The sequence below is a fragment of the Winogradskyella sp. SYSU M77433 genome (genome assembly GCF_029911945.1).
In the GTDB taxonomy this organism is placed as follows: domain Bacteria; phylum Bacteroidota; class Bacteroidia; order Flavobacteriales; family Flavobacteriaceae; genus Winogradskyella.
In genome coordinates this window covers 1-14,070 of sequence record NZ_JARYTG010000006.1, presented here as the reverse complement: position 1 = coordinate 14,070, position 14,070 = coordinate 1, and the positions used below count along the sequence as shown (strand labels likewise).

Sequence of the window (14,070 nt, the reverse complement as noted above, 5' to 3'; positions counted from 1 at the left end):
TAATTTTTTTGAAAGTTGTAACAATTTTATGATTTATTGGTCTAATAATTAATTACTTTTAATCAGAACTAATCAAATCATTAATTTATGAAAACCAATCTTAATCGTTTTTTAACGATATCAGGCTTGGCTATTCTTTCGTTTGTGTCGTGTAAAGAAGAAGCTAAGAAAGACACTGCAATGGCAGAGGAAGAGAAAATTCCTGGAATTGTATTGCAGAACATGGATACTTTAGTAAATCCAAAAGATGACTTCTACAATTACGTTAATGGCACATGGATGAAAGACACCAAAATACCAGAAGATGAGGCTGGTTGGGGTGGTTTTAATGTGTTACGAAAATCTACACGAAACGATGTATTAAACATTGTAAAAAAATCTAAAGAATTAGGTGCTTACGAAGAAGGTACAGATCAAAAGAAAGCCCTTTTGTTTTTTGAATCAGAATTAGATACGGTTGCAAGAAACAGGGAAGGAATCAACCCAATTATTCCATTATTAGACAAAATTGAGGGCATAAAAAATCTTGAAGATATGCAAACGGTGTATGCTAAAACCATAGGTATAGATGCACCATTTTTTAGTTTTAATGTATTTCCAGATATCAATGACAGTAGTGTTTATGCTGCGTATATTGCTCAAGGTAGTTTAGGACTTCCAGATCGTGATTACTATGTATTACAAGATGAAAAATCAAAAGAACGTCGTCAACAATACGTAGATCACGTTACGAGAATGATGCAGTTTGTAGATTACAATGAAGAAGAAGCTAAAAAAGCTGCAGAAATGATTTTAGAACTCGAAACTAAGTTGGCAGAACCACAACTTGATAAGGCTGAGCGTAGAGATTTCAGTAACCTTAACAACCCAAGAACTTTAGAAGAGTTATCGGAACTAACACCATCAGTAAACTGGAATATGTTTATATCAGACATAGGTGTTGAGCAAAAATTAGATACAGTTTATGTTATTGAATTAAGATACATGAAGGCTCTAGATGATATTTTAAAGTCTACACCAATAAATGACATCAAAACAATGATGAAATGGAGTACTTTAAACAGTAATGCTTCATTTTTAAGTACCGATTTGGAAAGAGCCAACTGGGAATTTTACAGTAAAACCTTAAGAGGAACCGAAAAACAAAAGCCAGCTGAAGATCGTGCTATGGATAATGTGACTGGTAGAGTAGGTGAAGCTATTGGTAAGTTGTATGTAGATGCTAAATTTCCGCCTGAAGCTAAGGAAAAAGCAGAGAAAATGATAGCCAATGTCATTACAGCATTTAAGGGCAGAATTGATAAGTTAGATTGGATGAGTCCAGAAACGAAAAAGGAGGCTATAAAGAAACTAGACAAGTTTACAGTGAAAATTGCCTATCCAGACGAGTGGAAAGATTATTCTGAATTAATGATAAAAGAAGGTAATAGCTATGCTGAAAACATGTTAGCTTTTGCTGATTGGAATATGAAAAAATCACTTTCAGATTTAGGACAACCAGTAGATAAGAAAGAATGGGGAATGCCACCACAAATGGTAAATGCATACTTTAATCCATTGAATAATGAGATTGTGTTTCCTGCGGCAATATTACAGCCACCTTTTTATAACTATACAGCAGACGAAGCTGTTAATTATGGAGGTATAGGAGCTGTTATAGGTCATGAAATTTCTCATGCTTTTGATGATCAAGGAGCTCAATTTGACAGTGATGGTAATTTAGTGAATTGGTGGACAGAAGAAGATTTAGCAGAGTTTAAAAAGAGAGGTGATAAGTTGGTAGAGCAATATTCTGCTATTAAAGTTAATGATAGTTTACATCTAGATGGTAGAAACACACTTGGAGAAAATATCGGTGATTTAGGTGGTGTTTTGGGAGCTTATGATGGCTTACAGATATATTTGGAAAAGAATGGAAGACCAGAAAAAATAGATGGTTTTACGCCAGAGCAACGTTTCTTTATGTCTTGGGCAACCGTTTGGAGAACTCTAAGTAGACCAGATGCTTTAGAAACACAAATTAAAACAGATCCTCATTCACCAGGAGTATATAGAGCGATTCAGCCTTTAAGAAATATTGATGCTTTTTATGAAGCTTTTGATATTAAAGAAGGTGATGCCATGTACATTGCACCAGAAGACCGTGTAAGAATTTGGTAAGAAACTTTGTGAATCACTATAAAAAAAGCAGCTCAATTTGAGCTGCTTTTTTATTCTATATTTAAGCTTTTATTAGTTTCCGGTAGCAGGTTTTTTAGCTGCTTGCGCTTTTTGGGATTCTAGAGCTTCTCTGCTCACTCTAGCTAAGTTGAAATTAGGGTCAATTGCTAAAGCATCGTTCATATGTTTTAGAGCAGCATCAATATTAGCAGTTCTATTTTCTGTGAAAGTTAAAATACCTTTTAGGTATAATAAGGCTGCTTTCATTGAGGTCTCATAAGGCTGTTGCGTTTCATAATAAGCACGCTTCATATCATCCTTTACATTTGCTAAAGCATAATCTATGTTTAATTTAGCACCAGCTAAATCTTGAGTTTGGATTTTTAGATCAGCCATTTCGTAAGCTAAATAAACATTTGGGTCTCTTTTATAAAGTACTTCATAATGTTCTAAAGCCATTTTTGGTTGATTAAGATTTTTTAATGCTAAAGCTTTTACTTCAACATTCATATCAGAATCTGTTGCATTCTTTTCTACACCAATAGTATTAAGAGCTTGCATATATTGTCCTTCAGAAAGGTAGATGTAAGCAATGGTATCTCTTCTGGCAACAGATGGTTCTAAAACCTCAAGATGAGTCATGGCATTAATGATACCTTGAATATCTCCTTGCTTTTTCATCTGTTTGTAATAAGCTTCGTAGTGCTTTTTTAAATCTGCATTAGTCTGAGCAAAAACACCAACCGAAAAAAGCATAATAACTGCAATTGTAATCTGTTTCATTTGTTCTTAGTTTATCATTTATAGTCTATTTAGTAGAATATTTGCTAAATCATTTTTATAAGCGAATATTACCTATAGAGGATTTAAGGCGCTAAAACTATGAAATTTAATAGAATTGAACCTTTAAAATTCTGCTAAATTCAAATATTCTGGATTGACTTAATCCAAAAGTTATACCAAACCGTGAACAAATTAAAATTAGAAAGACTTGTTCTGAAGATTTCAGATGTCATTTTTAGTATTGTAACCGCCTTTTATTTGAGAATAATCAATATTTAAGCCTTATTTAGTGAATAATTCCTATTATTTTAATATTTAATGTTTTGAAAGCTCAAAATTATTGTATAAATTTAGAATTCACTCAAAATCACTAACTATGGGAATCAAAAGTTTTCAAGGGTCGCGAAAACAACAAAATGTTGTTGCACCTTCGTCATTAAAAGTTAAAGATTATATGACAACTCAGCTTATAACCTTTACTCCAGAACAGTCCGTACAAGAGGTTGTAGAGTCTTTAATAAAAAATAAGATTTCTGGTGGTCCTGTTGTTAATGATAGGCAAGAATTAGTAGGGATAATTTCTGAAGGTGATTGCTTAAAACAGTTGAGTGAGAGTCGTTATTACAATATGCCTTTAGAACATGATAATGTTGAAAAACGTATGGTTAGAGATGTTGAAACTATTGATGGCGAAATGAATGTTTTTGATGCTGCCAATAAGTTTTTGAGCTCTAGAAGACGACGTTTTCCTATTGTTGAGAATGGAAAGTTAGTAGGGCAAATAAGCCAAAAGGATATTTTAAAAGCAGCACTACAACTCAAAGGCGAAAATTGGAATAGTACAATTAAGACTAGCAACTCTGCTTAGTCATCGCGTTTTACCAAAGCGTAATAGTCTCCTTCTAAAGGTAAATAGCCTTGGTCATAAACAAAATAATAGGTTGTACCTGCTTTTGTGGTATAAATACTTGTGAAGTAATTAAAGTCAAATCCCTTTTCAATGAGTTTAGCTCTAGAACATTTGGTTTTCTTATTTGGATTTAAGGCTTCTAAGATTCTATAGTTTTTTCTAAGTCTGTTATTGGTGTTTCTAATAAGATTCTTAGAATCTTTATTCATGCGGTTGTTATGGTTATTTCTACAACCATCACTACAGAATTTTTTATCAATTCTACCAATAATTTTACTGCCACATTCAGGACATTTTCTTTGCATATACTTCGCTTAAGTAACTACAATATAATAAATTAAAATAATTACAGCCCTTTTGCTATAATGACGGTATTAGTATTGTTGACATTGTCATAAAATTCCACATTAAACACTTTGGTCTTTAGATAATTTGAAATCGAAATAATTTTATCAGCTTTTGAAACTTTAACTGCTGCATTAAAAATTATGGATCCAGAAAAGTTTTTTAGTGCCAAAATATTATCCCAAAATTCAAAATCCAGAAATTTGTTTGGGACATCTAAATCTATGTAAAGATCCACAATAATAAGGTCAAATGTTTTAGAGTGGTCTTTAACGAACTCATAGGCATCCGCACAATGAATTTTTAATGTGTCGTTCTCGTCTATACCAAATTCAGTTTTAGCTATATCTATAATTACAGGGTCAATTTCAACAGCTTCAATTAGTCCAGAATAATTAAAGTCTTGTCGTAAGGTTTCAATGACGCTTCCTCCTCCTAATCCTAAAATTAATACTGAATTTACATTAGAAAGATTAATCTTCTTTAAGCCAAATTTTAAAATGCGTTGCAGTGAACCATAACTATAATTGGCATTTGCTGAGTTAAGATGTTTTTTACCGTTATACCATGTAATTTCTAACTTCCCACTATATTTAGAATTGATAGTTTTTGTAACAGGATAGATATAGCTGAGCAAGCGCTTCATAGGTTGTAAATATTGAAGTATTTATTCCTCAAGAAATTTAATGAAAGGTTTTATAAACCTATCGAAATCTTCAATATGTGGCAAATGTCCTATGTTATCTAGTTCAACCAATTTTGCATTTGGGATTTTCTCTTTTGTTTCTTTTCCCAATTTGCTATAGAGTCCCATAGTTTTTTTGACTTCATCAGAAACTAAGGGTTTTCCTAAAGCCGTTCTATCTCTTGTGCCAATAATTAGTAAAGTAGGTGAAGTAATATTTTTGAATTCGTAAACTACCGGTTGCGTAAAAATCATATCATAGGTAAGTGCGGCATTCCAAGCGATAGTTTTATAATCGGAATTTAAGGTCCAGCCAGCTAAAAGATTTACCCATTGGTCATACTCAGGTTGCCACTTATTGTCGTAATAGCTTTCAAGCTGGTATTTTTTTATGCCTTCATAAGATTTTTTAAGCTCATTATGGTACCACCATTCTACAGGCTTATATGGTACTTTAAGTTTCCAATCTTCAAGACCAATAGGATTTTCAAGAATCAACTTTTCAGTAGTTTCAGGATACATAAGAGCAAATCGAGTTGCTAGCATTCCTCCCATTGAATGGCCTAAAACAGCAGTTTTTGACACCTTAATGGAGTCGAGTAAGGCTTTAGTATTTTTAGCTAGTTGCTGAAATGTATAATGAAAATGCTGAGGTTTAGAAGACTTCCCAAATCCAATTTGATCTGGTACAATAACTCTAAAACCGTGTTTTGTTAGGCTATCAATCGTTGTCTCCCAATAAGCACCATTAAAATTCTTTCCATGAAGCAACATTACATTTTTTCCGTTGTAATTATCTGGCTTCACATCCATATAAGCCATCTTTAGTTCTTGTTCTTGAATATGTAATGTAACAGTGGAAACCTCAAAAGGGTATTCATAATTCGATAATTCAATATCTAACCATTCGAGCTTGTTATCTTGAGCATTAGTAAGTTGAAAACTAAGGAAAATTGCAGTGAAAACTATGAAGTTCTTTATCATTTGGGCTTTATTTATAAGAAAACCTAAAGTTAAAGATATTTATGCGAACCATCGCAATTAGGCATTTTTTTTGAGTGACCACAAACACAATCTAACATCCCTTTACCATCAAAAATCCTCTCGGTATATTTGCCTATTCTGTTTAATCTGGTTTGGTATTGTTTAGCACCAGAAAAATGTAAAAGATAACCTCTTTGTCTACCTTTAGTTAAGTTTTCAAATGCAGTTTTGAACTTTATATTTTCTTTAAATATTTGTTTTAATTCTTCAGGATATTCAAGCTCATCAGATGTTTCTATTTTTAAGCCAGATTTTTCAATTTCTATAGCTTCATATATGTACTTTTTAAGTACAGTTTTTAAACTCAATATGTCTTCTACACTTGTAAAGGGCACTATTCTAGCAGAACGAGAGTTTTTACCTGGTTTTTGTAAAATTTTATCTTCATCTTTCAATAAAGCGCCTTTAAGAAAGCTGATGTTACAGTAATTTTTTAGGCCGCCTATGATAACAATATTTTTATCTTGAAAAGTATAACAAGGTTTTCTCCACTTGAAATCTTCAACGAGGTTACATTCCAAAATCAAATTTCTTAAGGTTTCTAATTCTGTTTTCCACTTATTTGAATGCTCTAAAAAATCATCAACTTTTGGATTCATACTATTTAAATTTTTTAATGATCAAGAAGATTGTCTTTTCTAGAAATTATATATATACACATTATTACTTAGGTTGTGTTTTAAAAGTACCTAAATGTAGAGATATTTAAGCTCCTATGGTTAATAGTTATTATGATTTATTCAATTTCATGTGTAAAATGGGATACGGCTTTCCAGATGAATCTAATTCAGAGCGGCCAACAACTTCAAAACCAGAATATTTATAAAAGTCTAAAGCTTGTCCGTTTTGTTCGTTAACGTCTACTTTAAATACACCCAGATTTTCAATAGAATAGTTCAGTAATAATTTACCGATTCCTTTTCCTCTATAATCTGGATGGATGAAAAGCATTTCTAAATTATGTTCGGCAACTCCTGAAAAGCCTATAATGGTACTTTCATGATTTCTCACACATCTTAATTCTACAGCATCTAAATAAGAATTCAAAATGAGTGGTTTAAAATACTCAATATCGTCATCTTTAAGAAAGTGATGCGTCGCCCTTACCGATGCCTCCCAAAGATTCACCACTTCCTTATATTCAGATTTGTTTATGAAGTCTATTTTCATTTTAAAAGAAATTAATCGATTAAACGCATTATCATTTTTTTTCCACCAAAATCAATTTCTTGTTTAAGAATTTTTCTCTTTGAAACTTCAATGTAATATGTGTTTAATACCGAATTATCCGAAATGTCGTCTGTGGTTTCAACTTTCCAAATATTGTGAGTTTTTCCGTCAAAATCTAATTTTATTTTGGTGGTGTTTTTTATTGTGGCTTTAATTACACCAATTTTAGAATCAGGGTTATAGTCAAAAATAGAGATGCTAGTGGAGTAATCTTTGGCTAAAGGTAGAAGTCTTATTAGTTGTGGATAAAAATTACTGTCAAAAAAAGGCTTGTTGGTTTCTTCTAAAATTTGCGTTTTAGTATTGGTTTGTTTGTCAAAATAGTATCCAGTGATATTATCGTCAAACTTTAAGACCATATCCCTATTTTGGTTAAAAGAAGAATGGTATATAGGCTTTAAATTATCAGACGAAATAACGGTGCTATCAATCCATTGAGTAGATGATTGTTTAATATTTACTGAGGTAATAAAATAGATTAACTCTTTTTCTTTTTTTATTTGAGTTTCTATTTCACCAATTTTTACTTCGGTTGAATCTTTTAACATAATCCATTCCATATTATAAGTTTCTGATGTTAGAAACTCTATATTGGCATTATGATTTAATGGGTTTAATGGTGCATCTTGGCAAAAAGACTTCATATATATGCTTAATGCCAAGAATATTAAAAATATTATATTTTTCATTTTTTATTAATTGTTTTTTGAGGATCCCAAACACCAGTTATAACAGTGTCTTCGGCATATTCTTTAAATGTTTTTGCTGGTCTTCCTAATACGTTTTCTACATCATTACTGATCTTTTGGTTATTTGGATTGGTCAATACATGGCTAAATAAATACTCAATGAGCCAGATAACATCATTAGGTATTTGCATTTGCCTCATGCCGTCTACATATTGTTCTAAGCTTATGTCGTAAAAGTGTAAAGTTCTTTCACTGACTTTGGCAATTATGTTAACAGCGTCTTTAAAAGTAATTAATTCCGGACCTGTTATTTCTATAATTTTTCCGTTATAATTGTCATCCAACAAAACAGTGGATGCTACTTCGGCTATATCTTCTGCATCTACAAATGGAATTAATACATCAGACATAGGTAGCGCCACTTCACCAGAAAGTATAGGATCTAGAAAGAAACTTTCACTCCAGTTTTGGTTAAACCAAGATGCTCTTACAATAGTGTAATTGACACCAGAATTTATAACAATGTCTTCACAGGCTTCAGCTTCGGTTTCGCCTTTTCCTGAGAGTAAAACTATTTTTTTAACACCTAGCTCTTTTGCTAAATATGTTAAGCTTTCAATAGCTTCTCTAGCGCCAGGAACAGCTAAATCTGGATAATAGGTAACATACATCTTTTCGATACCATTTAAAGATTCTACCCAAGTGTCCTTGTTGTCCCAGTCGAAACTCGGAGAGGCACTTCTAGATCCAATTCTAGGATTAATTCCTCGGTTTTGTAATTGCTTTACTACTCGGCTACCAGTTTTACCAGTTCCGCCGATGACTAAAATGTTACTGTTCATAATTTGATTGATTTAAAATATTTTTTGAATAAAAATTGAGATTAATAATAGGATAAAAGAAATCATAGTTGATAGTGTTCTAATATTGTGATACATGTTCCAGTGACCTTCATAATAGGTTCTGAAATTTTTTAATTCTAAAGCGTTGAGTTGACTAATATTTAAAGCTTCCAATTCATTGTTTAAGGGAACATTCCCAAGGGCAGTAACTCCAAAAGTACCCAGTAAATAAATCATTGTTGATGATAGCAGAAGCCAAAAGACAAGCTTGTTATTAAACTGTAAGGCAGTGTTTAATATTAAAGCAGCTAAACTTCCAAAAAAGATTAAAAAGAATAGCGGATTTAGAATTTCCTTGTTGATATTCTGCATGGTTTCTAAATAAGTGAAGTTACTTACTTTTTTTGTGCCTAAAATGACCGAAACCGACCAAGCAAAGAAAAAACCAGCAGAAAGACCATTTAATAATGTGGTGCTGAAAAACGTAATAGATTTCATGCTTTATTTTTTGCTTTTAATTATGAAGCAAATCTATTACGATTGTATCTTAGGGACTTATTCGGGAAGAACTATGATTTATTCGAAAAGAATTTTTAAACCTGACTAGGTCTATAACCAAACTTTTTTTCAAAAGCATTTGAGAAAGAGCCAAGACTATCGTAGCCTACAGCCCATGCAGCTTCCTGAATGCTTTTTTGTTCATTTTTAATAAGATTGTAGGCCTTTTTTAATCGTTCATTCTGAAGGTATTTAAAAACAGGAACACCAAATTGCGCTTTAAATTCTTTTTTCAGTTTGTTGGTATTGGTGCCTATTCTCTGGGCTAATTCGGTTAGGGAAGGAGGATTTTCTAAATCGGACAATAGGATATTTTGAGCCAAATTTATTTTTTCTAATTGGGCAGTATCCGTTTTAATAGTTTGTTGGTTGGCCAGTTGTCCAAAATAATGCGCAAGCAATGCAGTCATATGGCTTTTGTAAAACATCATTTTAATACCTCCGTCATAGGTGTTGCTAAAGAATTGTTCAACTAACAGAAACATCTCAGGCGTCATGTTGAATACGGGGCCTTCTACATAACTATCTTTTGGGTGAACTAATTGGGATAAAAATTGTTCTAAAAACAGACCTTCTCCATTTGGTAGCTTATCTAAGCTTTTTAATGTAGTTGCAATAACCAAACATTGTAAAGGCTTAAGTTCTGAAACGTGATGTTGAAACTCTACTTTATCGTCAGCATAAAAAGACAGTACCATGCCTTTGGTATGATGAAAGGTTTTGGTTTTTTCGTTGTACTTTACCGTTAAACCAACATCACCAGATCCATAAAACGCTATAGCTATAACAGGCTCGTCAAAAAAGCAGGAGTCTACCAAGGTTTTATCGGTAGAAGCTTCTTCCAATAAAATAGTGCAATCGTTTATGTCTAAGATTTCACGATTCATGTTGAATTGTTAGCCTATTAACAAGATAAATATAGATAAAATCAAAATAATATAACTAGGCGTTAAATCCCGATTGACACTGTTTAATTTAAAATATTCACTATTTCCAATTCTGAAGTCTATCGAGATACAGGTAGCTTTCTACAAATTTTCTATGAGTAGAATCGGTCATTATCTCTACTAACTCAAGGGCAGAAATGTAACTAGCCAAATTACCGTTAGAGGATAAAAACTTTCCGTCTTTTATATAGGTTATCAAACTGTCATTCTGAACTTTTAGATTAGGATAATCTTTTTGTAATTGTGTGCCACCACCAATCCAAGTCACAATTTTGTGTCCATCGGCAATTCCTGCTTTACCTATTAATTGTGCTCCGCCACAATTGCTGACAGTGTAATCTGTCTCTTGGTTCTTTTCTTTTATGAAGTTTACAATATTGTTGTTATGTACTTGCGAATACATATCATAAGCGCTTGGCACAAATAAAGCTGTTAATTTCGGACAGTTTTCAAAAGTATAATCAGGAAGGATTTTAATACCTTCTTCGGTAGTAATTGGGTTTTGAGTTTCGGCAATTGTAATTACATTAAAAAGCTGTTCTCCATTTTCCGTAGGCTTAGCAAAAACATCTGAAGTGGCAATAATTTCACTTTGTAATACTCCATTGTACATCAAAAGCCCAATGGTTGGTAATTCAGATTTAAAAGGTTTTAGGTGTTTTGTGAGTGTATCTGAACTTTGTTGGTTCAGTTTTTCAATATTATTTTCTTTATTATCTGACTTATTAGAGTTACAACTCGCTATGAATATTAAAAGTATAAATAGAAGACTATTTTTCATCCTTAAAATTTCTCTCAAATATCGTTAATTTCTATGTTGTTGCCAACCATCACTGTTTTACTTTGCGAACTACATTTTTTCTTTAATCGCTTTTCTCCAAAAATAAATTCCGAATAGACAAGTAACAATAGCGAACATAATTCCGTTTTCTCCAAGCCAATGCTCGGTTCCTTTGATACTAATTGTTAATTCGGGTAATATTTTTTGAATATACACATTGCTAACAGCATGAAATATAACTGCTGGCCATAAACTTTTGGACTTAAATGTGTAGTAGGTCATCATAAATGACATGGATATTATTACAATATAAAATGAGATTAATTCTAAGATTACATTCTCGCCATAGTATACTATCACTGGCCAATGCCAAGTAGCCCAAATAATACCGCTAAAAATAGAAACACCAGTAAATGAAAGTACTTTTCTTAACTCGTATATAAAAAAACCTCGCCAACCAATTTCTTCTCCTAGCGTAGTTGCCGCTGATCTGATAACTTCGGTCGTTCCTACTAAAATAATAGCTATAATTAATGTAAATGTGGGACTTAATGTACCAATACCAAATAGCCCCAGTTCTTTTCCCCAATTTGTAATCGTTTCATCGTTTGCAAAATTTCCAAAACCAAAACTCCAGATTAATATGTAGGTTATAATACCGTACAAAGCAGGTGTAAAATAGGAAAGTCGTATATACTTCCAATTTCCCCAGTTCCAATTTAGGGATGAAATAGGTCGCTTCTTTAATTTTAAAGTAATTATTGTGGCTATAGCAGGACACCACATTAATGATCCTATGTATATTCTGGAAGGGTATAGGTTAACTATTGCATAATGAAATAAAGCACTAATAACAGTAACAATGGCTAGAAATAAAAGAATAGTTTTCCATGCATCTCTGCACTCCGATGGATTTTTAAGCATTTGGTTTTTTGATTGGTTTGTCTTAGGAAGACGAAGCGGTTAGAGTTTCGTTACAGAGTCTTTAAAGCCAATATGTAACCTTATTTGTAGGAAGTAATGATTTATTTCTTTGTAGAGATGTTTTTAATTTCTGCAAGGACTAAAATTTGTTGCATTTTAGTTCTACTATTTTATAAATTGTTTCTTTTCGGTTAATTGGTTCAGTGGTAATTATGATTCAGTCGATTTCATTCAGACTTCATTTTCCTGTCCAAAACCAAATTGTAGATTGAATAGAATTATTAAAAACAGTATTAAGATTTTATTTTTTATCATACAGTTTGCTGACATCTTTTAAGTTGGTTGCTTTATTGATTTCATAAAAATAGTTCAGTTGCCATTTCTGAGTTTTTTCTGCCTGTTTATTCAGCGTTTTATCCCAAACAGGATACACTCTAAAGCCTCTTTTTCCATCCTTTTTTTCTGAGGTTACAAAACCTTTATTGATTAATTCGGATTTTGGAAATACAAACTGTCCAAAACGATCTCCAGATTTAGCGTTAATTACATAAAAATCAAATAAGTCATTTTCGGAATAAGGTTCTGTTTCTCCGTTTTTATTACGTTTCCAAAATGTCACAAATTGCCCAACTTTTTTAGGTGTGATTTTTGAACTTCTGGAAATAATTTTCATTCCATTGAGTTCAAATTGACAGGCATCATACTCTGTTCCTTCATGTTCATTTTTCAGTTCGGAAATATTGAGAGATAGCTTGTTGTAAATTTTGGTTTTAACCTCAATAAGATTTCTATTCAGAGTTTCAAATTTAGTCATTTGTTTTCTTAATCCATTTTTCCAAAGTAATTACCTTTGGTTTATTCTGTTTATCATTCCATTCCGCCCAAAGTCCAATTTCATTCCCAAAATTTACTGCTAGTTTTGCGTCTGATACGACAACTCTCTTTGCAAATATTTCATTCGGTTCAGAAATTCCGCTTCCCCAATTCCACAACTCTTTTTCAATACCATCATTCCATCCAGAGTAATAAATTTCCTCACTTAATTCCTCTATCAATGAAATGATAATTTTTTCTTTATCCTTTTTAGAAAATGAGTTCAGTTCAGCTTTATATTTCAGCAAAAGAGTAGTTTCAATTTTTACAACTCCTTTTTCTTTACTCAAACTAATCAGTTCTTTTACTTTCTTATCGTTTAATCCAGAAACTTTATTTTGACTCAACAGTAAGTTCAATTTCGTTAAGTCAGATTCTAAAATAGCTGATTTAAGCTCTTTCATTTCTTGGCTTGGAAAATGTTCTATAATGGTTTGTATATGGTTTCGTTGCGAGAAAATCTGCGAGAATTTTCCGCCGTAAACCGAAGATAGCAAATTTGTGAAGACTTTTCGAGAGGAAAGTTAGAAGCAATGAACTATAGCTGTTGTTATGTATGGTTATTTTTCCTTAACATAAAATGTATAAGTCTCTTCTTTTAGAGTCTTTCGCCTTGCCTTTCTATTTATAATTAGACTTCTCTCATCAATAACGTGATGGTGATAACCATCAGAACCTTTTTCAATTGTGGGGTATAATTTATTTTTAAAGAGTTTTCTTTCAATTTCAAAAAGCCAAATTTCTCCGTTTTCAAATTCCAAACTGTAAGGATCAAACAGAATATCTTTTGAATTATATTTTGAATACTTTATTCTCTCCTTTCTAACTAGTTCAAACTTTGAATCTGATTTATATTGGTAAAATTTTATTAGACTATCTGTGATTTCAATAATGTCAGAAAAACTTCCAGGATATGGGTTAAAATTTAGTTCTTTCAATTTCCATCGTCCACTTAACCTCTTTGTTTTATCTTTTCTATACATTGGAAGTAATGAGTCTATTATTTCTTTTGATTTTTTTGATTTTGAAGAAGTAGAATCAAAAAGTTGAGCAGAATGAAAATATTTTAAAGCTTTATTTAAATTTCTTTTATTCAAGAATTTAACTCCTTTACTATAATTAACATCCACCCATTCTTCCGAATTAGGAACAGACCCACTCTTCATAGAATTGCAGCTAAATAATAAAGCAAATATTATTAATAGGTAGAAGTATTTCATAATTATACATCTTAAGTTTACAATCCATTACATTTAGACTATTAATCAGAAAGCACAAAAGAGAGGATTAAGGTTAAGT

17 protein-coding genes are annotated in these 14,070 nt (G+C 31.9%); 2 read left to right on the top strand and 15 right to left on the bottom strand.

From position 1 onward, the window contains the following. The first annotated feature begins 87 nt into the window (after window positions 1-87). On the top strand, window positions 88-2,160 hold the full coding sequence (locus QGM60_RS12485; RefSeq protein WP_281140589.1) for a M13 family metallopeptidase: 2,073 nt from the start codon (window positions 88-90) through the stop codon (window positions 2,158-2,160). 72 nt (window positions 2,161-2,232) lie between these two features. On the opposite strand, the gene QGM60_RS12480 is transcribed toward QGM60_RS12485, so the two are convergent. Continuing rightward, on the bottom strand, window positions 2,233-2,943 hold the full coding sequence (locus QGM60_RS12480; RefSeq protein WP_281140588.1) for a hypothetical protein: 711 nt from the start codon (window positions 2,941-2,943) through the stop codon (window positions 2,233-2,235). Between the two features lie 376 nt (window positions 2,944-3,319). Between QGM60_RS12480 and QGM60_RS12475 the strand changes: the two genes are divergently transcribed. After that, window positions 3,320-3,811, top strand: a complete 492-nt coding sequence (locus QGM60_RS12475; protein ID WP_281140587.1) for a CBS domain-containing protein — start codon at window positions 3,320-3,322, stop codon at window positions 3,809-3,811. Here QGM60_RS12475 and QGM60_RS12470 read toward each other — a convergent pair. From QGM60_RS12470 to QGM60_RS12405, 14 genes are all read right to left on the bottom strand, one after another. Beyond that, complete coding sequence (locus tag QGM60_RS12470; RefSeq protein ID WP_281140586.1) at window positions 3,808-4,158, bottom strand: hypothetical protein; 351 nt, start codon at window positions 4,156-4,158, stop codon at window positions 3,808-3,810. The two genes, QGM60_RS12475 and QGM60_RS12470, sit on opposite strands and share 4 nt — an antisense overlap. A gap of 41 nt (window positions 4,159-4,199) precedes the next feature. Next, window positions 4,200-4,844, bottom strand: coding sequence for a fused MFS/spermidine synthase (locus tag QGM60_RS12465; protein ID WP_281140585.1), 645 nt, complete (start codon window positions 4,842-4,844; stop codon window positions 4,200-4,202). Window positions 4,845-4,865: 21 nt separating this feature from the next. Then, window positions 4,866-5,867 (bottom strand): alpha/beta hydrolase, encoded by a 1,002-nt coding sequence (locus tag QGM60_RS12460; protein WP_281140584.1) that lies wholly within the window; start codon window positions 5,865-5,867, stop codon window positions 4,866-4,868. 29 nt (window positions 5,868-5,896) lie between these two features. Then, a complete protein-coding gene (locus QGM60_RS12455) occupies window positions 5,897-6,526 on the bottom strand; it encodes a DUF1801 domain-containing protein (protein ID WP_281140583.1) in 630 nt (209 codons plus the stop codon). Between the two features lie 130 nt (window positions 6,527-6,656). After that, window positions 6,657-7,097 (bottom strand): GNAT family N-acetyltransferase, encoded by a 441-nt coding sequence (locus tag QGM60_RS12450; protein ID WP_281140582.1) that lies wholly within the window; start codon window positions 7,095-7,097, stop codon window positions 6,657-6,659. Between the two features lie 11 nt (window positions 7,098-7,108). After that, the gene (locus QGM60_RS12445) at window positions 7,109-7,846 is read right to left on the bottom strand and encodes a hypothetical protein (protein WP_281140581.1); all 738 of its coding nucleotides are present in this window, start codon (window positions 7,844-7,846) and stop codon (window positions 7,109-7,111) included. Continuing rightward, complete coding sequence (locus QGM60_RS12440; protein ID WP_281140580.1) at window positions 7,843-8,688, bottom strand: NmrA family NAD(P)-binding protein; 846 nt, start codon at window positions 8,686-8,688, stop codon at window positions 7,843-7,845. Before QGM60_RS12440 ends, QGM60_RS12445 begins: the two co-directional genes overlap by 4 nt. A 12-nt stretch (window positions 8,689-8,700) precedes the next feature. Continuing rightward, complete coding sequence (locus QGM60_RS12435; protein WP_281140579.1) at window positions 8,701-9,186, bottom strand: anthrone oxygenase family protein; 486 nt, start codon at window positions 9,184-9,186, stop codon at window positions 8,701-8,703. A gap of 95 nt (window positions 9,187-9,281) precedes the next feature. Next, complete coding sequence (locus QGM60_RS12430; RefSeq protein ID WP_281140578.1) at window positions 9,282-10,133, bottom strand: AraC family transcriptional regulator; 852 nt, start codon at window positions 10,131-10,133, stop codon at window positions 9,282-9,284. A gap of 100 nt (window positions 10,134-10,233) precedes the next feature. Further along, a complete protein-coding gene (locus tag QGM60_RS12425; RefSeq protein WP_281140577.1) occupies window positions 10,234-10,974 on the bottom strand; it encodes a DJ-1/PfpI family protein in 741 nt (246 codons plus the stop codon). 69 nt (window positions 10,975-11,043) lie between these two features. Beyond that, window positions 11,044-11,898 (bottom strand): type II CAAX endopeptidase family protein, encoded by an 855-nt coding sequence (locus QGM60_RS12420; protein ID WP_281140576.1) that lies wholly within the window; start codon window positions 11,896-11,898, stop codon window positions 11,044-11,046. Window positions 11,899-12,199: 301 nt separating this feature from the next. Further along, on the bottom strand, window positions 12,200-12,712 hold the full coding sequence (locus QGM60_RS12415; protein WP_281140575.1) for a MepB family protein: 513 nt from the start codon (window positions 12,710-12,712) through the stop codon (window positions 12,200-12,202). Beyond that, entirely contained in the window at window positions 12,705-13,175 is a 471-nt protein-coding gene (locus QGM60_RS12410; RefSeq protein ID WP_281140574.1) for a hypothetical protein, read from the bottom strand. Before QGM60_RS12410 ends, QGM60_RS12415 begins: the two co-directional genes overlap by 8 nt. A 156-nt stretch (window positions 13,176-13,331) precedes the next feature. Then, window positions 13,332-13,991: a hypothetical protein gene (locus tag QGM60_RS12405; RefSeq protein WP_281140573.1), complete on the bottom strand. Its 660-nt coding sequence runs from the start codon at window positions 13,989-13,991 to the stop codon at window positions 13,332-13,334. Between the last annotated feature and the right edge of the window lie 79 nt (window positions 13,992-14,070).